At 72.2% G+C, this 23,204-nt stretch carries 21 protein-coding genes and 1 pseudogene; 4 read left to right on the top strand and 18 right to left on the bottom strand.

Annotated elements, in window-relative coordinates; genetic code table 11:
* Positions 1 to 14: 14 nt before the first annotated feature.
* Genes tsaE through IEY61_RS19715 form a run of 5 tightly spaced genes read right to left on the bottom strand, consistent with a single transcriptional unit; the run spans position 15 to position 4,634 of the window.
* On the bottom strand, positions 15 to 494 hold the full coding sequence (tsaE, locus tag IEY61_RS19735) for a tRNA (adenosine(37)-N6)-threonylcarbamoyltransferase complex ATPase subunit type 1 TsaE (protein WP_189046467.1): 480 nt from the start codon (positions 492 to 494) through the stop codon (positions 15 to 17).
* On the bottom strand, positions 491 to 1,597 hold the full coding sequence (locus IEY61_RS19730) for an alpha/beta fold hydrolase (protein ID WP_189046465.1): 1,107 nt from the start codon (positions 1,595 to 1,597) through the stop codon (positions 491 to 493). Before IEY61_RS19730 ends, tsaE begins: the two co-directional genes overlap by 4 nt.
* The gene (gene alr, locus IEY61_RS19725) at positions 1,590 to 2,702 is read right to left on the bottom strand and encodes an alanine racemase (RefSeq protein WP_189046463.1); all 1,113 of its coding nucleotides are present in this window, start codon (positions 2,700 to 2,702) and stop codon (positions 1,590 to 1,592) included. The genes IEY61_RS19730 and alr overlap by 8 nt, the downstream gene beginning before the upstream one ends.
* A 56-nt stretch (positions 2,703 to 2,758) precedes the next feature.
* A complete protein-coding gene (locus tag IEY61_RS19720; protein ID WP_189046461.1) occupies positions 2,759 to 4,228 on the bottom strand; it encodes an NAD(P)H-hydrate dehydratase in 1,470 nt (489 codons plus the stop codon).
* Positions 4,229 to 4,265: 37 nt separating this feature from the next.
* Complete coding sequence (locus IEY61_RS19715) at positions 4,266 to 4,634, bottom strand: holo-ACP synthase (protein WP_189046459.1); 369 nt, start codon at positions 4,632 to 4,634, stop codon at positions 4,266 to 4,268.
* 169 nt (positions 4,635 to 4,803) lie between these two features.
* Between IEY61_RS19715 and IEY61_RS19710 the strand changes: the two genes are divergently transcribed.
* Together IEY61_RS19710 and IEY61_RS19705 are read left to right on the top strand one after the other, a co-directional pair.
* Positions 4,804 to 5,103 (top strand): type VII secretion target, encoded by a 300-nt coding sequence (locus tag IEY61_RS19710; RefSeq protein WP_189046457.1) that lies wholly within the window; start codon positions 4,804 to 4,806, stop codon positions 5,101 to 5,103.
* Entirely contained in the window at positions 5,100 to 6,716 is a 1,617-nt protein-coding gene (locus tag IEY61_RS19705) for an alpha/beta hydrolase (protein ID WP_189046455.1), read from the top strand. The genes IEY61_RS19710 and IEY61_RS19705 overlap by 4 nt, the downstream gene beginning before the upstream one ends.
* An 8-nt stretch (positions 6,717 to 6,724) precedes the next feature.
* Here IEY61_RS19705 and glmS read toward each other — a convergent pair whose 3' ends face one another.
* Positions 6,725 to 8,638: a glutamine--fructose-6-phosphate transaminase (isomerizing) gene (gene glmS, locus IEY61_RS19700; protein ID WP_189046453.1), complete on the bottom strand. Its 1,914-nt coding sequence runs from the start codon at positions 8,636 to 8,638 to the stop codon at positions 6,725 to 6,727.
* 156 nt (positions 8,639 to 8,794) lie between these two features.
* On the opposite strand from glmS, the gene IEY61_RS19695 reads away from it, so the two are divergent.
* Positions 8,795 to 9,988, top strand: coding sequence for a pyridoxal phosphate-dependent aminotransferase (locus IEY61_RS19695; RefSeq protein ID WP_189046451.1), 1,194 nt, complete (start codon positions 8,795 to 8,797; stop codon positions 9,986 to 9,988).
* A gap of 88 nt (positions 9,989 to 10,076) precedes the next feature.
* Here IEY61_RS19695 and glmM read toward each other — a convergent pair whose 3' ends face one another.
* From glmM to IEY61_RS19650, 10 genes and pseudogenes are all read right to left on the bottom strand, one after another.
* Positions 10,077 to 11,429 (bottom strand): phosphoglucosamine mutase, encoded by a 1,353-nt coding sequence (gene glmM, locus IEY61_RS19690; protein WP_189046449.1) that lies wholly within the window; start codon positions 11,427 to 11,429, stop codon positions 10,077 to 10,079.
* 117 nt (positions 11,430 to 11,546) lie between these two features.
* Positions 11,547 to 12,011 carry a 30S ribosomal protein S9 gene (gene rpsI, locus IEY61_RS19685; RefSeq protein WP_189046447.1) on the bottom strand — a complete coding sequence of 155 codons (465 nt, stop codon included), beginning with the start codon at positions 12,009 to 12,011 and terminating at the stop codon, positions 11,547 to 11,549.
* 20 nt (positions 12,012 to 12,031) lie between these two features.
* A complete protein-coding gene (gene rplM / locus IEY61_RS19680) occupies positions 12,032 to 12,475 on the bottom strand; it encodes a 50S ribosomal protein L13 (protein WP_189046445.1) in 444 nt (147 codons plus the stop codon).
* A gap of 286 nt (positions 12,476 to 12,761) precedes the next feature.
* Positions 12,762 to 12,894 (bottom strand): annotated as a pseudogene (locus IEY61_RS32305) (type II toxin-antitoxin system PemK/MazF family toxin); the annotation flags it as partial.
* 21 nt (positions 12,895 to 12,915) lie between these two features.
* Positions 12,916 to 13,635 carry a class I SAM-dependent methyltransferase gene (locus IEY61_RS19675; protein ID WP_189046442.1) on the bottom strand — a complete coding sequence of 240 codons (720 nt, stop codon included), beginning with the start codon at positions 13,633 to 13,635 and terminating at the stop codon, positions 12,916 to 12,918.
* A 90-nt stretch (positions 13,636 to 13,725) separates the two neighbouring features.
* Positions 13,726 to 14,733, bottom strand: coding sequence for a ferritin family protein (locus IEY61_RS19670; protein WP_229706094.1), 1,008 nt, complete (start codon positions 14,731 to 14,733; stop codon positions 13,726 to 13,728).
* Positions 14,734 to 14,887: 154 nt separating this feature from the next.
* Positions 14,888 to 15,511 (bottom strand): GTP-binding protein, encoded by a 624-nt coding sequence (locus IEY61_RS19665; protein ID WP_189046440.1) that lies wholly within the window; start codon positions 15,509 to 15,511, stop codon positions 14,888 to 14,890.
* Complete coding sequence (locus IEY61_RS19660; RefSeq protein WP_189046438.1) at positions 15,492 to 15,854, bottom strand: DUF742 domain-containing protein; 363 nt, start codon at positions 15,852 to 15,854, stop codon at positions 15,492 to 15,494. The genes IEY61_RS19665 and IEY61_RS19660 overlap by 20 nt, the downstream gene beginning before the upstream one ends.
* Before the next feature lie 42 nt (positions 15,855 to 15,896).
* A complete protein-coding gene (locus IEY61_RS19655) occupies positions 15,897 to 16,304 on the bottom strand; it encodes a roadblock/LC7 domain-containing protein (RefSeq protein ID WP_030329975.1) in 408 nt (135 codons plus the stop codon).
* Complete coding sequence (locus IEY61_RS19650) at positions 16,301 to 19,366, bottom strand: sensor histidine kinase (RefSeq protein ID WP_189046436.1); 3,066 nt, start codon at positions 19,364 to 19,366, stop codon at positions 16,301 to 16,303. The genes IEY61_RS19655 and IEY61_RS19650 overlap by 4 nt, the downstream gene beginning before the upstream one ends.
* A gap of 448 nt (positions 19,367 to 19,814) precedes the next feature.
* Here IEY61_RS19650 and IEY61_RS19645 point away from each other — a divergent pair, with 448 nt between their 5' ends.
* Positions 19,815 to 20,996, top strand: coding sequence for an ABC transporter substrate-binding protein (locus IEY61_RS19645; RefSeq protein WP_189046516.1), 1,182 nt, complete (start codon positions 19,815 to 19,817; stop codon positions 20,994 to 20,996).
* A gap of 1 nt (position 20,997) precedes the next feature.
* Here IEY61_RS19645 and IEY61_RS19640 read toward each other — a convergent pair whose 3' ends face one another.
* Together IEY61_RS19640 and IEY61_RS19635 are read right to left on the bottom strand one after the other, a co-directional pair.
* Positions 20,998 to 21,858, bottom strand: coding sequence for an ABC transporter permease (locus IEY61_RS19640; RefSeq protein WP_189046434.1), 861 nt, complete (start codon positions 21,856 to 21,858; stop codon positions 20,998 to 21,000).
* A gap of 94 nt (positions 21,859 to 21,952) precedes the next feature.
* Positions 21,953 to 22,975 (bottom strand): ABC transporter substrate-binding protein, encoded by a 1,023-nt coding sequence (locus IEY61_RS19635; protein ID WP_189046432.1) that lies wholly within the window; start codon positions 22,973 to 22,975, stop codon positions 21,953 to 21,955.
* Positions 22,976 to 23,204: the final 229 nt, after the last annotated feature.

Below are 23,204 nucleotides of genomic sequence, written 5' to 3'. Positions count from 1 at the left end.
GGGTACGACAGCCCTCAGCCCAGGGCGGCCAGGCGTCGCGCCCAGTCGCCGCCGACCGGCGCCAGCTCGACCACCCGGGTGTCGTCGTCCCGCCGGTCGATCCGGATCCGCAGATGCGCCTCGGCCAGCTGCTCGACCAGCCCCTCGCCCCACTCGACCACGGTCACCGACTCGTCGACCGAGGCGTCCAGGTCGAGGTCATCGATCTCGGCCCGGGGGTCGCTCGCGTCGCCGAGCCGGTACGCGTCGGCGTGCACCAGCGCCACCCCCCGCCCACCGGTCGGGTCCGGCCGGTGCACCCGGGCGATCACGAAGGTCGGCGAGGTGATGTCGCCGAGAACCCCCAGCCCGGCGCCGACGCCCTGGGTCAACGCGGTCTTGCCGGCGCCCAGCGGGCCGGTGAGCAGCACCAGGTCGCCGGCGCCCAGCAGGCCGGCCAGCCGCCGCCCGAAGGCGTGCGTGTCCGCGACGGTCGGCAGCTCGACCCGGATCATCGCCGTGCCCCTTCGCAGGTGTCGAGAAAGCGGATCAGCGCCGCGTTGACGTCGTCTGCGTGCTCCAGCATCACCACGTGCCCACTGTCCTGGATCTTGACGAACTCGGCGTGCGGCAACCGCCGGACGATCTCCTCCGAGTGCATCATCGGCGTGATCATGTCCTTGTCCCCGACGATCACCAGCACGGGCGTCCCCTCCAGCGCGGCCAGCGCCGGATAGCGCGAATGCGTGGCGAGGGTACGCAGATAGCGGGTCACCGTGTCGGCGGAGGTACGCGAGTTCATCGCCTCCACGTAGGACACCAACGCCGGGCTCGGTCTGCTGGTGCCGAAGCCGTACCGACGGGTGAGCAGCCAGGCCACGTTGCTGGTCGAGCGACGGGCCCGGTCGATCACCGCACCGCCGTACCGGGTGACGTTGCCGGCCACGTTGAGCACGGGACCACCGACCCGGCCGAGCAGAGCCGGCGCGACCAGCTTCGTCTCCGCCAGCAGCCCGCCCGAGGTGGCCATCAGCACGGTGCCCACCACCCGGTCGCCGAACATCTCCGGGTACAGCTCGGCCAGCGCCATGATGGTCATGCCGCCCATCGAGTGACCGACCAGCACCAGCGGCCCGTCCGGAGCGACCTCGTCGATCACCCGGCGCAACGTGTGCCCGAGCGTCATCAGGTCGTACTCACCGCTCTCCAGCCGCCCGGACCGGCCGTGCCCGGGCTGGTCGTACGCGACGATCCGGTGCTCGCCCCGCTCGGTGAGCAGCTTGCGCTGGAAGTGGAAGGTGCCCATGTCCAGGCAGAAGCCGTGCACCAGCACCACCGTCGGGTTGCCCTCGACCGGCCGGGTCGGCTCGACCACCTCGACGTGGATGTCGGTGCCGTCGGGCATCTCCAACCGGTACGCCGCGTCGTGCCACTGCGCACCGAAGACCTCGTCGGCGTACGGGTCGGTGGGGTCGGCCTTCAGCCGACGGACCAGGGCGCGTTCGGTGGCGACCCCGACGGCGGTCACCGCAGCGGCCACGCCGAGCGCGGCGCCGACCAGACCGGCCGCTTTCCCGGCGCCGGTCCGCGGCCGGGGCACGAGTTGCCGATCACTCACCGTCGTAGACCCTCGGGACCCGGCTGCTGCCGAACCGGGTGACGATCTCGTAGTTGATCGTGCCGGCCGCCTCGGCCCAGTCGTCCGCGGTGGGCGCACCGTCGGAGCCGTCGCCGAACAGGGTGGCCACGTCGCCGGCGGCCACCGGATCGTCGCCGCAGTCGAGCATGAACTGGTCCATGCAGACCCGGCCGGCGATGGTCCGTCGGGCCCCACCGAGCTGCACCGGCCCGGTGTTCGAGGCGTGCCGTGGCACCCCGTCGGCGTAGCCGAGCGGCACCACGGCCAGGTTCGCCTCGCCCTGCGTGGTGTAGGTGTGGCCGTACGAGACGCCGGTGCCGGCCGGGATCCGCTTGGTCAGCATGACCCGGGCACGGGCGGTCATCGCCGGGCGCAGCCCGTAGGTCTCCCCGGCCACCGGGGAGAGGCCGTAGACGGCCAGCCCCGGACGCACCAGGTCGAAGTGGGTGTCGGGCCGGGTCAGCGTGGCGGCCGAGTTCGCCAGGTGCCGGTAGCGCGGGCGCAGCCCGGCCCGCTCGACCATGGCCAGGCCCTCGTGGAAGACGGCCAACTGCCGGTCGATGGTCGGGTGACCGGGCAGGTCCGCGTAGACGAAGTGGCTCCACACCCCGACCACCTCGACCAGCCCGTCGGCCTGCGCCTTGGCGGCGGCGTCGAGCAGGGCCGGCCAGTCGGCGACCGTCGCCCCGCCCCGGGACAGCCCGGTGTCGATCTTCAGGTGCAGCCGGGCCGCACGTCCCGCGTGCCGGCTCGCCTCGACCGTCTCGTCCAGCTGCGGCAGGCTCGCCACCCCCAGGTCAACGTCGGCCGCGACGCCGGTGTGCAGTGGCAGTCCCGGCGCGAGCAGCCAGGCCAGCACCGGGGCGTCGATGCCGGCCGCGCGCAGCGCCAGCGCCTCGTCCAGGGTGCAGACCCCGAGCCAGTCCGCCCCGGCGTCCAAGGCTGCGCGGGCGGCCGGGACAATGCCGTGGCCGTAGCCGTCGGCCTTCACCACCGCCATCAGCTCGGCGGTGGTCAAGGCCCGCAGCCGACTCACGTTCTCCCGGATCGCGTCAAGATCCACGCGCACCTCGGCCTGCCACATGCCCCCACCCTACTTTCCCCGCTGATCACCCCAGGCCATCCCGGGCAGGTCAGCGCTCAGGGCAGCCGGGCGAGCACGGGGCGCAAGGCGGTGGCGACATCGGGTGCGGTGACGGGGCCGGAGCGAGCTGCCTCGCGGCCGGCCAGGCCGTGCAGGTACGCCGCCGCCGCGGCGGCGCGCTCCGCCGGGAGGCCGGCGGCGAGCAACGAGCCGAGCAGGCCGGCCAGGACGTCGCCGGTGCCCCCGGTGGCCAGCGCCGGGGTGCCGGTCGGGTTGACGTACGCCCGGCCGTCCGGCGTGCCGATCACCGTGCGGTCCCCCTTGAGCAGCACCACGGCGTTCATCCAGGCGGCCAGTCGCAGCGTGGCGGCGACCCGGTCGGCGCCGGGCTCCTCGCCACAGAGGCGGGTGAACTCCCGGTCGTGCGGGGTCACCACGATGGGTGCGTCGCGCCGGCGCAACTGCTCCGCGAGCGAGCCGTCCACCAGCAGGGTCAGCGCGTCGGCGTCCAGCACCACCGGCACCGGCGCGGCGAGCACGGCCCGCAGCTCCGCGCCGGCCCGCTCGTCGGTGCCCAGCCCCGAGCCGCAGACCCAGGCCTGCACCCGGCCGGCGTCGACCACCCCACCGGACGCGATCACCGAGGGATGCTCGCGCAGCACCTCGTCCCGGGCACCCCCGGCGTAGCGGACCAGGCCGGTCGGCCCGGCCAGCGCGCCGCCGACGGAGAGCACCGCCGCACCAGGGTATGCCGCCGACCCGGTGGCCACCCCGACCACGCCCCGGGAGTACTTCTCCGCGGCCGGGCCGAGCCGCGGCCACCAGTCGACCACGTCCGACCACTCCACGACCCGCAGCGCCGGGCTGCCCCGCAGCCACGGTCGCAGCCCGATGTCCACCAGTTCGACCTGCCCGGCCAGCGCGGCGGCGGGTCCGACCGCCAGCGCCGGCTTCAGCGCGCCGAAGGCCACCGTCACGTCGGCCCGGACAGCATTGGGCCGACCGGACGCGGTCAGCGGCACCGCCCCGGTGTCCACCGCCACGCCGCTGGGCACGTCCACCGCCACCACCGTCGCCCGTTCACCGTCCCGGCCCCGGTGCCGCACCAGGCTCGCCGCCAACTGCTCGGCGGTCTCCCGCAGCCCACCGTGGCCGCCGATGCCCACGATGCCGTCGAGCACCAGGTCGACCACGGCCGGCGGGCGGTCCACGATCCGGCCGCCGGCCGCCCGCAGCGCGGCCAGCCCTTCGGCGTGAGCGCGCTCCGGGCGCAGCAGCAACGCCGACACGGCCGCCCCGCGTCGGGCCAGGCGGGCGCCGGCGTACAGCGCGTCGCCGCCGTTGTCACCGGAGCCGACGAGCAGCAGCACCGGTGCCGCGTACACCCCGCCCCGATCGGCCAGCAGCAGCGCGCAACGGCGGGCCAGCCCGGCGGCGGCGCGTTGCATCAGCGTGCCGGGCGGGAGCGTGGCCATCAGCGCCTGCTCCGCCGTCCGCACGTCCGCCACCCGCCAGACCGGCCTCATGCCCCACCTCGTTTCCCGCGCCCGGCGCGTCCGACGCTCAGCTCTCCGCCACCACCATGGCCGAGGCGATCCCGCCATCGTGCGACAGCGAGACATGCCAACGACCGATGCCGCGTTCGGTGGCCGCCGCGGCGACCGTGCCCGTGACGGTCAACCAGGGTCGCCCGTCGGCGTCCGGCACGATCTCGCAGTCGTGCCAGCGCAGTCCGGCCGGGGCACCGAGGGCCTTGGCCACCGCCTCCTTCGCGGCGAAACGGGCCGCCAGCGACTCCGGGGATCGCGGACCGCCACCGGCGGTGTGCCGCTCGGCCTCGGTGAACAGCCGCTCGACCAGCAGCGGCGTGCGGGCCAGCGCCCGGGCGAACCGGTCGACCAGCACGACGTCGATACCGACAGCGACGATCACGCGGCCCACCCTACCGGCGCGTGGGCCGCAAGATAGCCGCCGGCCGCGCACCGGTCAACGCCTGTGGACAGTCCGGAGGTACGCCCACCGCCGGCTGTCCACAGGGCACGCCCACGGTGCCCGGCCCCGCCTAGCGTCGTCGGCGCAGGTGCCAAGGGTGGGAGGGCGGATGACCGACGAGGAGTTGACCGTGCGGCCGGAGCTGCTACGCCGGGTCGGGGGGTCGCTTGGCGACACCGGCCACCGGCTGGCCCACGGGCTGGTGGCCGGCGTGCCGGGACTGACGGCGCCGGCACCGCAGTGGTCGGCAGCCGCAGCGCTGGCGACCCTGGAGGAGGCGGTGCACGGGTGGGCCGGCCGGCTCGGCGGCCGGATCACGGACACCGGGGCCGCGATGCGCGCCGCCGCCGGGGCGTACGAGTCGGTGGACGCACGGGCCGCCAACCGCCTGTCGGGCCTGGGCCGATGACCGGTTCGGTGCCGCAGCGGCCGTCGACACAGGTCGGCTACGCGCAGCTCAGCACGGTAGATCCGGCTGCCTGGCAGGCCGCCGGCACGGCCTGGGCAAGCCTGGCCGGGCCGGCCGAGCGGCGGGCCGGCGAGCTGGCGGAGGACGCCACGGCCCTGCGCCCGGGCTGGTCGGGCCGGGCCGGCCGGTCGGCCCAGTCCCGGCTCTCCGGCCTGCGCGCCGAACTGATCACGCTCGTGCCGGCCGTGATCGAGGTCGACCAGGTCCTCGCCGAGTTCGCCGCGCGGCTGGCGGCCGCGCGGGCCCGGCTGACCGCGGCGGTGGCCCTCGCCGACACCGCCGGAGTGCTGATCGACAGGTGGGGACGAGTACGCCCCGACCCGAGCCGGGTGCCGGCCGACCGGGCCGGTCCCACGGTGGTCCCGGTGGCCGCGGCCGTCCACGACGCGCTCGCCCTGGCGACGGCCGCCGACCGGGAGGCGGCCGATCGACTCGGTCAGCTGGCGGCGGATGCCGCGTCCGGCTGGGTAGCCCCGCCGCCACCGGACCGGCCCGCCCCGGGCACGGATCCCGCCCTGGTCAACCTCTGGTGGGCCGGGCTCACTCCGGCGCAGCGGCGCTGGCTCGTGCGGCACGAACCCGAGCTGGTCGCCGGTTTGGACGGAGTCCCCGCCGACGCTCGTGACCAGGCCAACCGGTCGCTGCTGGGGGCCCGGCGGGAGGAGTTGCGCGCGGAGTGGGGCCGGTTGCTGGCCCGGGTGCCGCGCGGACCGGCCGAGCTGGCCGGGCTGCGCCGCGTCAACGCGGCCCTGGCCGGCCTGGACGAGCTCGCCGACCGGCTGGACTCGTCCCAGCCACCCCGGGCCTACCTGCTCGGGCTGGCAATCGGCGGCGAAGGGCGGACGGTGGTGGCGCTCGGCAATCCGGACCGGGCCACCGGCGTCCTGACGTACGTGCCGGGCATGACCGCCGGGCTCGACGACGCCACCGACGAGCTGGGACGGGCGGCCCGGGTGCTGTCCCGCTGCGCCGAGCTGGCGCCGGGCGAGGAGACCTCGGCGGTGCTCTGGCTGGACTACGACGCCCCGGATTTCCTCCACGAAGCGGCTCGGGACAAGCAGGCCCGCGCGGCCGGCGAGGCGCTGCACCGGTTCCAGGAGGGGCTGCGGGCCACCCACGACGGTCCGCCGGCCCGGCAGACCGTGCTCGGGCACAGCTACGGGTCACTGGTGGTGGGCACCACCGCCCGCGACCACGGGCTCGCCGCGGACGCGCTGGTCTTCCTCGGCTCGCCCGGGGTCGGCGTGACGCACGCCGCCGAGCTGGGTGTGCCACCCGGGCAGGTGTGGGCCAGCACCGCGCCGGACGACGTGATCCGGCTGACCCGCCCGCCGGACGACCTGGTCCGGCAGGCGGTGCTCGGCACCTCCCCGGTCATCACGATCGCCGGGATGCTGGCCGGGCCGGGCGACGAACGCTGGTTCGGACGCGACCCGGCCGAGCCGACCTTCGGCGGCCGGACCTTCCCCAGCGGTCGGTACGGCCACACCGGCTACTGGCATCCGGACAACCCGGCCCTGGACGGCATGGCGCGGGTGGTGCTGGGCCAGTGACCCGACAACTACTCGACGGTGACGGATTTGGCGAGGTTGCGCGGCTGGTCGACGTCGTGTCCCCGGGCCGCGGCGATCTCGGCGGCGAACACCTGCAACGGCACGGTGGTCACCAGCGGCGCGAGCAACGTCGGGGTACGCGGCACGTAGATCAGGTGGTCGGCGTACCGGACGACGGACTCGTCCCCCTCCTCGGCGATCACGATCGTGCGGGCGCCCCGGGCGCGTACCTCCTGGATGTTGGAGACGACCTTGTCGTGCAGCAGACCGCGACCGACCGGCGAGGGGACCACGCAGATCACCGGGGTGCCCTGGTCGATGAGCGAGATCGGACCATGCTTCAGCTCGCCCGCGGCGAAGCCCTCGGCGTGCATGTACGCCAGTTCCTTGAGCTTGAGCGCCCCCTCCAGCGCCACCGGGTAGCCGACGTGCCGGCCGATGAACAGCACCGTCGGCTCGGAGCGCAGCTCGCGGGCCAACTCGCGGACCGGCTCGATCCGTCCGAGCAGCTCCCGTAGCTTGCCCGGCACCTGGTGCAGCTGCTCCACCACGGCCGCCACCTCGTCGGCGAACTTGACGCCCCGCACCTGCGCGAGGTGCAGGCCGATCAGGTAGCAGGCGACGAGCTGGGTGAGGAAGGCCTTGGTGGAGGCGACGGCGATCTCCGGCCCGCCGTGCGTGTAGAGAACCGCGTCGGACTCGCGGGGGATGGTGGAGCCGTTGGTGTTGCAGATGGCCAACACCCGGGCCTTCTGGTCCTTGGCGTGCCGCAGCGCCATCAGGGTGTCCATCGTCTCGCCGGACTGCGAGATCACCACGACCAGGGTGGAGCGGTCCAGCACCGGGTCGCGGTAGCGGAACTCGCTGGCCAGCTCCACCTCGCAGGGAAGGCGGGTCCAGTGCTCGATGGCGTACTTGGCCACCATCCCGGCGTGGTAGGAGGTGCCGCAGGCGACGATGAAGACCTTGTCGACGTCGCGCAGATCCTGGTCGCTGAGGCGGACCTCGTCGAGCATGATCTCGCCGGACTCGGTCAGCCGACCGAGCAGCGTGTCGGCGACGACCTCCGGCTGCTCCGCGATCTCCTTGAGCATGAACCAGTCGTAGCCGCCCTTCTCCGCGGCCGAGGAGTCCCAGTCGATGTGGAAGTCCTTGCCGCTGGCGGGCTGGCCGGCGAAGTCGGTGATCTCGATGCTGTCGGCGGTGATCAGGACGATCTGGTCCTGACCCAGCTCGACCGCGTCGCGGGTGTGCTCGATGAACGCGGCGACGTCGCTGGCGAGGTAGTTCTCCCCGTCCCCACGACCGACCACCAGCGGCGAGTTGCGTCGCGCGCCGACCACCGCACCGGGCACCGCGGCGTCCACCGCGAGCAGCGTGAAAGCACCCTCCAGCCGCTGGCAGACCACCCGCATCGCGGCGACGAGCAGTTGCGGCCCATCCGGCTGACCGGCCGCCCGCAGCTCCGCCAACGCCTTGGCGATCAGGTGCGCGGCGCACTCGGTGTCGGTGTCGCTGACGAACTGGACACCGTCGTCCTCCAGTTCGGTACGAAGCTTGGCGAAGTTCTCGATGATGCCGTTGTGGATCACCGCGACCCGGCCGTCGGGCGACAGGTGCGGATGTGCGTTACGGTCGGTCGGGCCGCCGTGGGTGGCCCACCGGGTGTGGCCGATGCCGGTGGTGCCGTCGCCGATGCCGATCGGGCTGGCGCCACAGCCGCTCGGATCCTCGGCGGCCCGCTCGGAGAGCACCTTCTCCAGGTTGGCCAGCTTGCCGGCCTTCTTCTCGGTCAGCAGCTCACCGTCGCAGGCGACAGCGACGCCAGCCGAGTCGTAGCCGCGATATTCCAGCCGGCGCAGTCCGTCCAGCACGATGCCGAGCGCCGGTCGACCACCGGCGTAGCCCACGATTCCACACATGGGTGGCAGCCTAACCAGTTTCGCTCAAGTTATCTGCGCGAAAGGTGGGTAAATAATCACTCAATCTGAGCGATCGGGCACCGTCGGTGATCCAGGCCACAAAGCACCCAGGTCGGCCCGGGCACGACAGGGCCGCACACCCGTACCCTGACGGGCGTGACGAGCACCGATGTCGACCCGCTGGTGAGCCGGATGCGCCCGTTCGGCACGACGATCTTCGCCGAGATGTCCGCCCTCGCCGTCCGCACCGGCGCGGTCAACCTGGGACAGGGCTTCCCGGACACCGACGGCCCGCCGGAGATGCTCGCCGCCGCGGCCGAGGCGCTGCGCTCCGGCCGCAACCAGTACCCACCCGGCCCCGGGATCCCCGAGCTCCGCGCGGCCGTGGCAGCTCACCAGCACCGCTTCTGGGGCCTGGAGTACGACCCGGACGGCGAGGTGGTGATCACGGCCGGCGCCACCGAGGCGGTCGCCGCGGCGATCCTCGCCCTCTGCGAGCCGGGTGACGAGGTGGTCTGCTTCGAGCCGTACTACGACTCGTACGCCGCCTCGATCGCGCTGGCCGGTGCCGTGCGGCGACCGGTCACGCTGCGCCCCGGCGCCGACGGGCGGTACGCCTTCGATCCGGCGGCGCTGCGCGCCGCGTTCGGCCCGCGCACCCGGCTGGTGCTGGTGAATTCGCCGCACAACCCGACCGGCAAGGTGTTCACCCCGGCCGAACTGTCGCTGATCGCCGAACTGTGCCAGGAGCACGGCGCGTACGCCGTCACCGACGAGGTGTACGAGCACCTGGTCTTCGCCGACGCCGCGTCCGGGCACGTGCCGCTGGCGATGCTGCCCGGCATGCGCCAGCGCACCCTGCGAATCTCCTCGGCCGGCAAGACCTTCTCCTGCACCGGCTGGAAGGTGGGCTGGGCCAGCGGCCCGGCGACCCTGGTCTCGGCGCTGCTCCGGGTGAAACAGTTCCTCACCTTCGTCAACGCCGCACCCCTGCAACCGGCGGTCGCGGTGGCACTGGCACTGCCGGACGCCTACTTCACCGATCTCCGAGCCGGCATGCGGGCCCGCCGGGACCAACTCGTCGGCGGGCTGACCGACGCCGGCTTCGACGTGCTCACGCCGGAGGGGACGTACTTCGTCACAGCCGACATCACCCCCCTCGACGGCACCGACGGCGTCGAGTTCTGCCGCTCACTGCCCGAACGCTGCGGGGTGGTGGCCGTACCCACCCAGGTCTTCTACGACGACCCCGAGGCCGGCCGGCGGCTGGTCCGGTTCGCCTTCTGCAAACGCCCGGAGGTGCTCGCCGAGGCAGGGTCCCGGTTGCGCGGCGCCACCCTGCGAACGTAACTGCGCAGTGTGCCAACCCGAGTCGGATGTTAAAAGGGGGCCCTTCCTATACACGAGGCGTTAAGAAAGGGCCCCTCCTTACCGGCCGTCAGGCGGGGCTGGCGGTGCGGACGTGGGCGGCGATGCGCTCGGCGACCTCGCGGGCGGTCGCCTCGGTGGCGGCCTCGACCATCACCCGGACCAAAGGTTCGGTGCCCGAGGGACGCAGCAGCACCCGACCGGTCTCGCCCAGCTCGGCCTCGGCCCGCTCGACCTCGGCACGGACGGCGGGGGCGGCGGCGCCGATGGTGCGGTCGCCGACCGGCACGTTGATCAGCACCTGCGGCAGCTTGGTCACCACGGCGGCGAGATCCGCCAGGGTGCGGCCGGTGGCCGCCATCCGGGCCATCAGGTGCAGCCCGGTCAGCACTCCGTCGCCGGTGGTGGCGTACGCCGGCATGACGATGTGCCCGCTCTGCTCGCCGCCCAGCGCCAGCCCGGAGGCGCGCAGTTCCTCCAGCACGTACCGGTCGCCGACCTTGGTCTCGACCAGCCGGATTCCCTCGGCGGACATGGCCAGGCGCAGGCCCAGGTTGCTCATCACCGTGGCCACCAGCGTGTCCCCGGCAAGCGTCCCGGCCTCCCGCATGGCCAGCGCCAGGATCGCCATCACCTGGTCGCCGTCGACCTCGTCACCGTCGGCGGTCACCGCGAGGCAGCGGTCGGCGTCGCCGTCGTGTGCGATGCCCAGGTGCGCGCCGTGCTCGACCACCGCCTGGCGCAGGGCGGCGATGTGGTTGGACCCGCACCCGTCGTTGATGTTGAGCCCGTCCGGCTCGGCGTGGATCGCGATCACCTCGGCGCCGGCCTCCCGGTACGCCGCCGGCGCCACCTCGGCGGCGGCGCCGTTGGCGCAGTCGACCACGACCTTGATCCCGTCGAGGCGGTGCGGCACCGTCCCGACGAGGTGCTGCACGTAGTGGTCGGCGCCGTCGAGCAGGTCGTGCACCCGACCTACCCCCGCGCCGATCGGACGGTCCCAGGCGGTGGTGGCGTTGGCCTCGACGGCCGCCTCGATCCGCAGCTCGATCTCGTCGGGCAGTTTGTGGCCGCCGGCGGCGAAAAGCTTGATCCCGTTGTCGGGCATCGGGTTGTGCGAGGCCGACAGCATCACCCCGAGGTCGGCCTTGGCCTCGGCGGTGAGGAACGCCACCGCCGGGGTGGGCAGCACGCCGACCCGGACCACCGTCGCGCCGGCGCTGGTCAGCCCGGCCACCACGGCCGCCTCCAGCATCTCGCCGCTGGCCCGGGTGTCCCGGCCGACCACGGCCAGCGGGGCACGACTGCGATCCGACTCGGCGAGAGTGTGGGCGGCCGCGACGGCCACCGCGAGCGCCAACTCCGGGGTGAGATCAGCGTTCGCCCGCCCGCGTACGCCGTCCGTGCCGAACAACCGGCCCATACCCGCCAACCTCCGATGAACTGCCAATGGGAGAGAACGAAACGGCCGGCCCGCCTCTGCCCCGGTTGAGGGGAGGCGGACCGGCCGTTCGTCAGACGTACAAGATGCGGCTGGAAATCAGCGCTTGGAGTACTGGGGAGCCTTACGGGCCTTCTTGAGGCCGTACTTCTTGCTTTCCTTGACCCGCGCGTCACGGGTGAGGAAGCCGGCCTTCTTCAGCGCCGGACGGTCGTCCGGCTCGCTGACGATCAGCGCCCGGGCGATGGCCAGCCGCAGTGCGCCGGCCTGGCCGCTGGTGCCGCCGCCGCGCAGGTTGGCGATGACGTCGAACGTCTCGGCCTTCTCGGCGGTGACCAGCGGGTCCTTGATCAGCTGCTGGTGCACCTTGCTCGGGAAGTAGGCATCCAGATCCCGGCCGTTGCAGGTGATCTTGCCGGAGCCGGGCACGATCCGGACCCGGACGATGGCTTCCTTACGCCGGCCCACGGTCTGGATCGGGCGGTCGTTACGAGGCGCGCGGGCGACGGGCGCCGGCGCCTCGGTGGCCTCGGGGGCAACCTCGGTGGCGGTGATGTCGGTCATGCTGTTTCCTTCGCCCGCGCTCACTGCGCGATCTGCTTGATCTCGAACGGCACCGGCTGCTGCGCGGCGTGCGGGTGCTCCGCACCGGCGTAGACCTTCAGCTTCTTGATCAGCTTACGGCCGAGCTTGTTGTGCGGGAGCATCCCCTTGATGGCCATCTCCACGGCCCGATCGGGGCGCTTGGACAACAACTCCTCGTAGCCGACCCGCTTCAGACCGCCCGGGTAACCGGAGTGGCGGTAGGCAATCTTCTGCTGGCGCTTGTTGCCGGTCAGCGCGACCTTGCCCGCGTTCACGATGACGACGAAGTCGCCCGTGTCGACGTGCGGCGCGAAAGTCGGCTTGTGCTTGCCCCGCAGCAGCGTGGCGGCGTGGGTGGCCAGGCGGCCCAGCACGACATCAGAGGCGTCGATGACGTGCCACTGACGCTCGATCTCACCCGGCTTCGGGCTGTACGTACGCACAGGTCTACCTTGTCTCGTCGTCGGTCTGGGGTCACGCGCCGAGATGACCAGGACTTCCCGGCCGGACCAGCGCGCACGAACGACCAAGCGTACCTCAGGCGGCACGCCCACAGATGTCGTACAACAGCAGGCAACGATACCGGCAGGCCCACCGGCCGGTCAAAACGGGGTCCGACCGGTGGCGACCAGGGGTCGAGGACAACCGCTCACACCCCGGCCCGGGCCATCCGGGCACCCCGGCGGAGGTACGTCGCCCACGCGTAACAGATCGGGAGGAAACAGCCACTCAGAGCTGCTGGATGATCCGCAACGCCCGGGTCCACCCGCCGCATGGTCTCGGCATCGGCCACGTCCACGCACTCGGTGAACCACTTCTTCCTCGGTGCCGAGATGCGGTCCGGTAGAACGACAGGGTCACCTTGGCCGTCATGCCGACGAGACTACCCGCTGGTATGACTGACAGTCATCTCCCGGGTACCACCGAAGACGGCGAACCGCCACGCCTTGAAGAAGCAGTCGACCTGCACCAGACCGGCCTCGGTCAGCCAGCGGCACTGCTCCCCCACCGGCGCGGGCCGGTCGTACGTCATCCGCTGCTCGGCGGCGGCGATCTCGGCCGCGTCCGAGCCGAGCGCGGCGACCTGCGCCAGCCAGAGCTCGTGGTAGCGCCGGTCCAGTTCCGGCGTCGGGCCGGCGACCTGCTCGGCGTTGACGAAGACTCCGCCCGGCACGAGCGTTGCGACCACCCGCCGATAGAGGTCCCGCTTGCCGGCGTCGTCGAGGTGGTGGATGGCGAGCGCGCTGACCACGGCGTCGTACCGCCCGGCGGGCAGCGGGTCGGCCAGGTCGGCCACGACCACCCGGTGTGACACGTCGCGGGCGGCGAGCCGCTCAGCGGCGACCGCCAACATCTTCGGCGCGGCGTCGACCAGGGTCAGCCGGACCTCGGGCACGGCGGCGGCGATCAGGGCGGAGAGCAGGCCGGTCCCGGCACCGAGGTCCAGCACCTGAGGGGTACGGCCAGCGGCGAGGGCGGCCCGCAGGGGCGGCTGCGCCACCTCGATCGCCGTGCCGTAGAACCCGTCGAAGCAGGGCACCAGCCGCCGCCGGGCTTCGTCGTAGCTCGTGGCCACCGTGTCGAAAGCCTGAGCCACACCCATGTCGGCCCTCCGGCATTCCACATAGCAGGAAACTTGTTCCACATTGTAAACCAGGCGAACCCCGCGCGCCTCGGTTGACGCAGACCGTGGTCAAGCGCGGCTATCGGCTCCGGGTCGACCAGGCGCCGGCTGCCGGTCGGCGGCGGCTTCGCCGGCCGACTCCGCTGCCCCGCCGAGCACCAGGTCGACCAGTGCCTCCAGGAACGCCGAGGCGTGACCGGCCTCGTCCCGCGCGATCTCGGCGAAGAGCGCGGCGGCATCGCTTTCCCCGACCGACGCGGCCTGTCGGCTGAACGCCGGGTACATGGTGGTCGCCTCGTGCTGCTCACCGGCGATCGCGGTACGCAGGTTCGTCTCGTTGTCGCCGACCAGGCCGTACAGGTTGGCCGCCTCGGCGAAGTGCTCGCCGAGTTCCTGGCTGGCGGTGTTCTCCCAGAGCCGGGCCAGTCGCAGCCGCCCGGTGGCCCGCGCCTGGTCGGCGTAGGCGATGTACCTGGCGTAGGCGAACGCCTCGCCGCGCAGCGTCGCCAGCAGGTTCTCCTGGGTCTGACCGGAGCAGGCGGGCTCGGTCGCCTCGATCGGCACCGGCGGCACCGCCACGCCGACCGGCACCCGGACCCCGGACCCGGGGTTGGTGATCGCGAAGAGCGCGATCCGGAACCGCTCGGCGTGCCGCCCCTCGTCGCCGGCGAGTTCGTCCCAGAGGGCGGCTGCGGGTAGGCAACCGTCGCGGCGGGCCTGCTCCGCGTAGCCCGGGTAGGTGACGGTGTGCTCCTCCGTCTCGCCGGCGATCGCCTCGCGCAGGTTGGCGGTGTTGCTCCGGACGAAGTCGATCAGCTCGGCCTCCTCCGCGAAGTGCTCCCCCAGCTCGGTTGCCGCCGTGCTGCGGAACAGCTCCGCGATCTCCGCCCGCCCGGTCCGTTCCGCCTCCTGCGCGTACGCGAGGTAGGCGGCGTGCGCGTACGCCTCCCCCTGCATCGCGGTCAGCGTGTCGGCGCGGGTGGTCGGATCGGAGACCGCGGCTCGCGCGGGTGCCCCGACCAGCCCGACGCCGAGCGCCGCCCCCACGAGCACTGAGATGACTCTGACCTTCTGCATGAACTCTCCTCCCACCAGCGCGCAAAGTAAACACTTCTTCACTTTGCGTGACATTCGGGGGAATTCTATGTCGTCGCAGGTCAGAGCGGTTTCCGCAACTCCGCCGGGAAGGAGTCGGATGGGGGCGGCACCGCCAAAAACGACAAAACGTCGGTCAGCCGACCGGGGTCGGTTGGCCCCGGTCGTGCTCGGCCTGCAGACGCCGCATGGCGTGCTCGACGACGGTCATCAGCACCTGTTTGGCCGACTCCCGCCGTCGGGCGTCGCACAACACCAGCGGCACGTCCGGCGAGATCGCCAGCGCCTCGCGGACCTCGTCCGGCTCGTACTCTGGCGCGCCGTCGAACCGGTTGAGCGCGACCACGTACGGCAGGTGGCGGTTCTCGAAATAGTCCAGCGGTGCGAACGCGTCGGCGATCCGGCGGGTGTCCACCAGGACCGCAGCCCCCACCGCGCCTCTGATGATCTCGTCCCACATGAACCAGAACCGGGTCTGCCCGGGCGTGCCGAAGAGGTACAGGATCAGATCCTGCGCCATGGTGATCCGGCCGAAGTCCATGGCGACCGTGGTGGTCTCCTTGCCCGGCACCTTCGACGGATCATCGATGCCGACGCCCGCCGCGGTCATCACCGCCTCGGTGGTCAGCGGCGTGATCTCGGAGATCGCACCGACCAGCGTCGTCTTGCCGACACCGAAGCCACCCGCGACGACGATCTTCGCGGAGATGATTCCCCGGCTCTGGCGGGCCCCGGCGGGGTCATAGCTCGCGAAGTCCACTCAACACCCTTCCCAGCATTTCCATCCGCTCCACGTATCCAGTGGCGGGAGCAGCCGTCTGTAGCGTCAACAGGCCCTCGGCCACCATGTCCGCGACCAGCACCCGGGCAACACCCAGCGGCAACCGGGTGTACGCGGCGATCTCCGCCAGCGACTCGGCCCGGCCCTCGCAGACCATCGCGATGCGATGCTTGTCATGCCCGGCGAACCGCGACTCGGTGATCTGGGTGGGGCTGGCCATCAGCACCGCCTCCAGGGCGATGTCCTGGCGCGGCTCGGTGCGGCCCCGGGTGACCGCGTAGGGCCGCACCAGCTCACCGCGTGGGTCACGCCGCTGCTCCATCCGCGATCACCTCCTTCCTCCTGCGCCGTCGCACCGCACCCGTCAGGACCGCACCGCGTCCCGGGGCAGCGGTACCAGCGCCGCGCCGACCCGCTCCACGAGCAGGGCCATCTCGTAGCCCACCTGGCCGACGTCGCAGCTGCGCGCCGCGAGCACCGCCATCGACGAGCCGTCGCTGATGGACATCAGGAACAGATAGCCGCTGTCCATCTCGATGACCGTCTGCAACACCCCGCCGGCGCTGAACATCCGCGCGGCCCCCTCGGTCAGGCTGACCACGCCGGAGGTGATCGCGGCGAGTTGGTCTGCCCGGTCCGCCGGCAGGTCGCGCGAGGAGGCGAGCAGCAGCCCGTCCGCGGACACCGCAACCACGTGGGCGATGCCCGCCACGCTGTCGGCGAAGTTGGTGAGCAGCCAACCCATGTCCTGCATGGCCGCTGGCCTGTTCATCGGCTCGTCTCCTTGGTCGAGGTGCTGTTCTGACTCGCGCCGGCCGTCCGGCCGCGCTGGACCCCACGGTGGTACGCCGCCAGCAGGCCGCGTACCTCGTCAGGCGTGCGGCGGCCCCGCTCGGGCCCACCGCGCGGTTCGATCCCGCCGGGTACGAGTTGCGCCTGCGGCACCCGCTTCGGCAGCCCGGAGCGGGTGGTACCGGCGGGGATGGGCTCGGCCGCCCGGCTGGCCCGCGACCAGCCGTCGTCGGCGGCCGTCTGCCAGGCGTCGTCCACCGATTCGCCGGACTGCGGCATCGGCGACGCGGGCGGCGCCACCGGCGATGCCGCGCCGGGCAGCGGGTCGGTTGCCGGTGACGTGGTGGGCCCGGCCGCCGGTGGCGTGGAGGGTCCGGCCGCCGCGCCCGGCGTACGGGTGGGCAGCGGCTTGCGCCCCCGGGTCGGCTCGACGGCCGGCGGCGTGCCGCCGGCGGCCGGCTGCTCCGGCGGCTCGTCGAACTGTGGCCGGGTGAAGATGGCGGTCGCGTCGTTGCCGTGCGCCCGGAACCAGACCGCCTCCATCTCCCGGAAGATCGGCGCCTCGGCCTGCGGCTCGGGTGGGGCGGTGATCGGCCCGGTCACGACCGGGGAGGTGGCGGCCAGGCTGGCCCCCAGCCCGCCCAAGGACGCGGCGTCGTAACCCGCACCACCGGAGCTCGGGGCGCTTTCCTCACCGAAACCAGCCGCGGTGCCGACCCCGGCACCGGCGACCGGCCCCACCGGCAGTGCGGGCGCGGCCGGTTCGGGGTTCGCGCCGCGTCGGGGCAACGGGTCGAGGGTCGGCTGGGCGACCGTCGGCGTACCGGCGCTGAACCCGCCGGCGAAGGCTGGCGGTCGGGTGTTCGCCCCGGCCTGCTCCGGTGCCGGTTCGGTGGTCGGCCAGGGCGTGGTGGACGTCGTACCGCTGCGCCACCGGTCGCTCAGCGTGGCGGTGGTGGTGCCACCCGCCCCACCGAACGGGCCACTGCCGCTGGCCCCGGCCATCGGGGCCTGCTCGACCGCGAGCGGCTGGCGCGGCCGGGTGATCGTCTGCTCGCGTTCCCGCAGGTTGGGCAGGACCACCGTGGCGGCGGGCAGGATGACCTGCGCCACGATGCCGCCCTCGGCGTGGCGGCGCAGGTCGACCCGGATGGCGTACCGGGCCGCCAGCCGGCTGACCACGGCGAGACCCATCAGCCGGAACGCCGCAACGTCCACACCGGACGGTTCGGTGAGCCGCCGGTTGAGCAGGTCCAGTTGCTCGTCGGTCAGGCCGAGACCCCGGTCCTCGATCTGGATGAGGACGTAGTCCCGGATCCGCCGACCGTCGGCGACCACGGTGGTGTTCGGTGGCGAGAAGCGGGTGGCGTTGTCCAGCAACTCGGCCACCAGCCGGACCACGTCGTTGACCGCGTGCGCGGCCACCGATACGTCCGTGTCGACCGTGCCGAACTCGATCCGGTTGTAGAGCTCCACCTCGGACTGTGCTGCTCGCAGCACGTCCACCAGCAACGCGTCGTCCCGGCGCGGCGCGGTCGAGTCCGCCCCGGCCAGCACGAGCAGGTTCTCGTCGTTGCGACGCATCCGGGTGGCCAGGTGGTCGAGTTCGAACAGCCGGGCCAGGCGCTTCGGGTCCTCTTCGCCACGCTCGATCGCGTCCAGCTCACCGATCATGCGGTCGACCAGGGTCTGACTGCGCCGGGCCAGGTTCAGGAACATGGCCGAGACGCTGGTCCGCAGGGCCGCCTGCTCGGCCGCGACCCGGACCGCCTCGCGGTGTACGACGTTGAACGCCGAGGCGACCTGGCCCACCTCGTCGCGGTTTTCGAGCTTGATCGGATCACGGACCTCGCGGACGATCTTCTCGACGCTGCCGTCGCTGACGTTGCCGATCTCCTGTAGCCGGCGCACCGCCTCGGGCAGGTCGTGGTGGGCCACCGAGAGCGCGCCCTCGCGCAGCCGGCGCAGCGAGTGGTTGAGCGAGCGGGCCAGCACCACCGCCAGGGTCACCGCGATGAGCAGGGTGAGCAGCACCAGGATCGTCTCGACGACGGCCTGTCGGACGACGTCCGAGCGGGCCTGCTCGGCCTGGTCGAGCAGGCGGTCCTGCAACTCGATCTCCGCCCACCGCATCAGCTCGTGCACCGCGCCGATCGCCGTGGCGGCCTCCTGGGCGGTAACAGACGGGCGCTGGTTGACCGAGCGGCTGACCTCGGTGGCGATCCGGTCGGCCAGCACCACGGCGTCGCCGGAGACGGTGCGCTCGACCAGCGCGCGCTGGACGGGGTCGGCGGCCAGCGAGAAGGCCAGCAGCGCCTCCTGCTGACCGGTCAGCGTGGCCACGAAGGTGGAGAACTGCTCGTTGTCCAGCCGACCGGCGGTCAGCGCGGTGAACGCGATCGACTCCTCCTCGGCGACGTCCGCCTTGGCATGGGCGAACGCGGCAACCGCCCGCCGACTGTCCGACAGTCGCTCCGCACCGGGAAGTTGGGCCAGCCCGTCACCGTAGGCGACCAGGTCGGCCAGGACCACACCGTAGCGCAGGGTCGCCTCGGCCACCTCCATCCGCTGCCGGCCGAGGATCTCCTGCCGGGTGCCGTCGAGAGTGTCCAGGTGCTGGTCGATGGCCGCCAGCCGGTCGCGTACGGCGGCGGGCGCGTCATCGACCTTGGCCCGCTCGACGCGGTACTCGTCGATCCGCTCCTGCGTCCGGCGGACCCGGAGGTTGTACGCGTCGGCCTGTTCCTGCTGTGGCCTGGCGAGGTAGGCGGCGGCGGCCATCCGCTCGGCATGCAGGTCGTTCGTCAGCGCCGAGACGTTGGTGAAGAGCGCGGTGAGCGAGCGGGCCTGGGTCGCGTCGTAGGCGCCCGCACCGACGGAGACCAGGCGAACCGTGGCCAGCGCGATGACCGCGGCGACCGGAACCACCAGGATCAGCGCCAGCTTGGACCGGATCCGCACGTCCCGTAGCCGGGGTAGCCGAGGGTGTCCGTTCTGCGCGGCGTCACCGCCGGCGGGCAGGGTCGTCGGTCCGGTGCTCACGACATCGCCTCCGTCGGTTTCTCCACGCCTGATCCGTCGACCCGTGCATGTAGCGACGGCCAGCGCCATGCGCGGCCCGGCCGCGATTTCATCAGACGGAATCGTGTTTGGGAAGCCGCAGCCGGGCAGAAGACGGTCGGCGGGCGCGCATCGGGTGGTCGGATCAACTAATACCTACATTTCGCCGGTGCCCTTGATCAGGGCAGGTACCTCCAGAGTGGTCAATCATGCCGCGAGCGTGAGCATCGGAAAACATCGCGTAACCCCAACATGTGGGATCCGCGTCCCGAAACGCCGCCGATCGCCCCGCTTGACCACAGCGCCTGGCATTGGCAAGGTTTTGCAGGCTTCCGCGCACACGGTACGGCAGGCGCGCCCCCGGTATCCACTGAGGATGGTCGTGCCGCCGGTGACCGGCACCGCACCGCGCCGCATCAGGAGGAACCAGTTGACCCCGTTCCGCTCCACGACCGCCACGGCGCTCGCGTCGGCCTTGCTGGCCACCACCCTCGCCGGCTGCCAGTTCGGCGGGCCGGAGCAGGACACGTCTCCCATCGTGATCGCCGCCGACCTGGAACTGTCCGGCGCGGCAGCCACCGTCGGCAAGGCGTACCGGCAGGCGATGGACTTGAAGGTCCAACAGTTGAACGCATCGGGCGTGTTGAATGGCAGGTCGATCGAACTCCTGGTGAAGGACAACCGTTCCGAGGCCAGCGAGTCACTGCGCAACGTCGCCGATTTCAGCAACGATCGGCGGGTCAGCGCCATCATCATGGGCGGCTGCCACGAGTGCGCGGTCGGCGCGGTCCGTACCGTCAACGAGAACAAGATCCCCACCGTCGCGCTCGCCGCGGCCGACGACGTGGCCAGCCCGGTGGCGGACCGCCGATACGTGTTCAAGCTGGCACCTAATTCGGCCGACAACGCCGGCGCGCTCACCGTCGAGTTGAGCCGACGCAGCATCGACACGGTCGGCCTGTTGCGCAGCGACAATCCCTACGGGCAGGAGGGCGCCACGGCGTTGCGCCGTGAGTTCGACAAGGCCGGCATCCAGGTGGTGGCCGAGGCGTCGGTCCGGGACACCGACACCGAGGTCGACCGGCAGGCCAACCGGCTGACCTCGGCCGAGCCTGACGCCCTGGTCATCTGGACCCCGCCGGAGCAGGCCATGCTCGCCGCAGGCGCGGCCCGGCGGTCCGGTTTCACCGGCGGTCTGTTCCTGGACGCCCTGGCCGCGGGGGACCTCTTCCTCGGCACGTCGGCCAAGGCCGCCGAGCGGGCGACCCTGGTCTTCACCCAGGCGATGGTGATCGACGACGTGATCGCCACCACGCCCGCGAAGGCCGCACGCCGGCAGTGGTTCCAGGACTACACCGCCCGCTACGGCGGATACCACGGCTCGTCGTCCTTCGCCGCCGACGCCGTCCAGCTCATCGTCGACGCCGAACTACGGGCCGGTGGGCCGGCCGGTCAGGTCGACCGGGAGGGCATCCGAAACCTGCTGGAGACCTCCCAGTTGGACGGCCTGTCCGGGCCGATCCGGATGACGCCGGACAACCACTCCGGACTGATGCCGCAGGCGCTGACCACGTTGGTGGCCCGCAACGGACGGTGGCGGCTGGCGAGCTGACTCAGCGGCTGGAGGTGGTCTCCCGCAGCCAGGGCAGGCTGCGCCGTTCCAGGAGCACCAGCGCGGCGTAGAGCAGGATGCTGACCAGCGCGACGAGCATGATCGCGGCCCAGGCGGTGGCGGTGTCGCCGATGCCCGCGTACTGCTGGATGACGTACCCGAGACCACTCTCACCGGCCTGGAACTCACCGATCACCGCGCCGATCGCGGCCAGCGGCATGGCAACCTTGAGGCCGACGAAGATCTGCGGCAGTGCGGCCGGGAAGCGGACCTTGCGGAACGCCTGCCAGCGGGATGCGTTGTAGGAGTGGATCAGTTCGGCCAGCTCCGCCGGCGTGGTGGTCAGGCCGGTCGCGGTGGCCAGCACGATCGGGAAGAAGCACAGCAGGAACACCATCGTCAGGATGGGTTTCTGGCCCCAGCCGAGCGCCACCACCAGCAGCGGCCCAAGGGTGATCTTGGGCACCGCGTTGACGGCGACCAGCAGCGGGGTGAACATCCGCTCGACCGTCCGGGAGGCGGCGAGCGCCAGGCCGAGCAGCACCCCCGCCACCGCGGAGAGCGCGAAGCCGAGCAGGATCTCGCGGGTGGTGTCGAGGGTGTGCGCCAACAGCCGCGCCGGCCGCTCGACGAAGGCCGCCAGCACGTCGGCGGGGGGCGGCAGGGCGGCGGGGTGGATCAACTCCAACCGGGCGACCAGCCACCAGAGACCGAGGGCGATCAGCAGGCCGGCGGCCGGCAGCAGCGTCGCGGTGGCGACGGGCCGCAGGTCGCCGGGACGCCATCGCCGGCCGCGCGGTGCCGCCTGGGACGGCGCGGGCCCGAGCGCCGCCTCCGGCTGCCGTGAGCGGACGTCGGTCATCGGGATCCTCCTGCGATTCATGGCTCGGGCAAGGGAAGGGGGTACGCCCCACCGGCTGCCCGGTGTGGCGCACCCCGTGTCGGTACCGTCGGACTCAGGCCTTGGGCGCGAGATTGAAGTCGATGACCTGGTCGGGAGTGAGGTCCGACTTCAGGGCGCCGGCACCACGCAGGATCGCGATGCTCTTGGCGACCCGGCCGCTGTCCAGCGTGCCCAACTCGGTGCCGGAGTTGCTGGAGCGGACATAACCGGCCATCAGCTGCAGCTCGGCGGCGGCTGCGGCAGGGTTCACCGCCTCGGCGTTCCTGGCCAGGATCTCCGCCGCCTCCTGCGGGTTGGCCAGGGCGTACTCCAGGCCCTTGAGCAGCGCCGCGGTGAACCGCTTGACCATCTCCGGCTTCTCGCTGGCGATCTGCTTGGAGGTGATCAGGACGTTGCCGTAGAGGTCGGTCATCACGTTGCTGTACGGCAGCAGGACGGCCTTCTTCTTGGTCACCGCCTCGATGGTCGGCTGGCCGACGACGAACTGACCGATGCCGTCCACCGAGCCGGAGGCCAGCGTGCCCATCAGGGTCTGGGCCTCCCCGTTGACCCAGGTCACCTTGTTGTGGTCGATGCCCGCCATCCGCGCGTACGTCGGGAAGAGGTTGCGGACCACCGAGCCGGGGGTGTCGGCGAGCTTCTTGCCCTCCAGGTCCTTCGGGGTGTTGATCCCCGTGCCCTCGACGGTGGCGATGGCGGCCATGGTGCGCTGCTGGATGGCGGCCACGGCGACGAAGTCCTTGGCGTCACCGTTGCCGAGCTGGAGCAGACCACCGGTCAGGTCGATCGGGCCGAAGTGCGCCTGGCCGCCGACGATCGTCTGAATCACCGCGCCGGTGCCCTGCCCGGGCTTGATCTCCACGTCGAAACCGGCGTCCTTGAAGAACCCCTTCTCCTTGGCCACCCAGGCGTAGGAGTCACGCCCGAAGTTGCCGAACGAGGTGAGGTAGGTCACCTGCTCCAAGGAGGAACCGACACCGCCCTTGTCGTCGGCGTCGTCGGATCCGCACGCGGAGACCAGGGCGAGCGCGGTGGCCATGGTGGCCGCGGCGATCGTACGGGTCAGCCTTCTCATCAATGCACCTTGTCCTTTCCAGCCGGGGTGTCGAGCCGCCGGGAGGGAGTTGTCGGGCGGCACCGGCAGCCGGGGGTGGAAGCCGACACCGCGTACGAGGGGGACACTTCGCGGGCACAGCGTACGAGAACGTCACCTATACGACGCCAGGCGCGCCCGGTTGCGGAACGGATACAAAGTGTTTGTCCACCCCGGACGGTGCGATACGGGGCCGGACGGTAGCCTTTGG

Source organism: Micromonospora sonchi, assembly GCF_014646235.1.
GTDB lineage: Bacteria > Actinomycetota > Actinomycetes > Mycobacteriales > Micromonosporaceae > Micromonospora > Micromonospora sonchi.
Note: the sequence above shows the minus strand (reverse complement) of the source record. Positions and strands in the feature narration are given on the sequence as shown.

Bases quoted from the DNA above. Each gene is read 5' to 3' on its own strand.
- tsaE (WP_189046467.1), bottom strand. From the start codon at position 494: ATGATCCGGGTCGAGCTGCCGACCGTCGCGGACACGCACGCCTTCGGG.
- alr (WP_189046463.1), bottom strand. From the start codon at position 2,702: ATGTGGCAGGCCGAGGTGCGCGTGGATCTTGACGCGATCCGGGAGAAC.
- IEY61_RS19720 (WP_189046461.1), bottom strand. From the start codon at position 4,228: ATGAGGCCGGTCTGGCGGGTGGCGGACGTGCGGACGGCGGAGCAGGCG.
- IEY61_RS19710 (WP_189046457.1), top strand. From the start codon at position 4,804: ATGACCGACGAGGAGTTGACCGTGCGGCCGGAGCTGCTACGCCGGGTC.
- IEY61_RS19705 (WP_189046455.1), top strand. From the start codon at position 5,100: ATGACCGGTTCGGTGCCGCAGCGGCCGTCGACACAGGTCGGCTACGCG.
- glmS (WP_189046453.1), bottom strand. From the start codon at position 8,638: ATGTGTGGAATCGTGGGCTACGCCGGTGGTCGACCGGCGCTCGGCATC.
- glmM (WP_189046449.1), bottom strand. From the start codon at position 11,429: ATGGGCCGGTTGTTCGGCACGGACGGCGTACGCGGGCGGGCGAACGCT.
- rpsI (WP_189046447.1), bottom strand. From the start codon at position 12,011: ATGACCGACATCACCGCCACCGAGGTTGCCCCCGAGGCCACCGAGGCG.
- IEY61_RS19675 (WP_189046442.1), bottom strand. From the start codon at position 13,635: ATGGGTGTGGCTCAGGCTTTCGACACGGTGGCCACGAGCTACGACGAA.
- IEY61_RS19670 (WP_229706094.1), bottom strand. From the start codon at position 14,733: ATGCAGAAGGTCAGAGTCATCTCAGTGCTCGTGGGGGCGGCGCTCGGC.
- IEY61_RS19660 (WP_189046438.1), bottom strand. From the start codon at position 15,854: ATGGAGCAGCGGCGTGACCCACGCGGTGAGCTGGTGCGGCCCTACGCG.
- IEY61_RS19655 (WP_030329975.1), bottom strand. From the start codon at position 16,304: ATGAACAGGCCAGCGGCCATGCAGGACATGGGTTGGCTGCTCACCAAC.
- IEY61_RS19640 (WP_189046434.1), bottom strand. From the start codon at position 21,858: ATGACCGACGTCCGCTCACGGCAGCCGGAGGCGGCGCTCGGGCCCGCG.
- IEY61_RS19635 (WP_189046432.1), bottom strand. From the start codon at position 22,975: ATGAGAAGGCTGACCCGTACGATCGCCGCGGCCACCATGGCCACCGCG.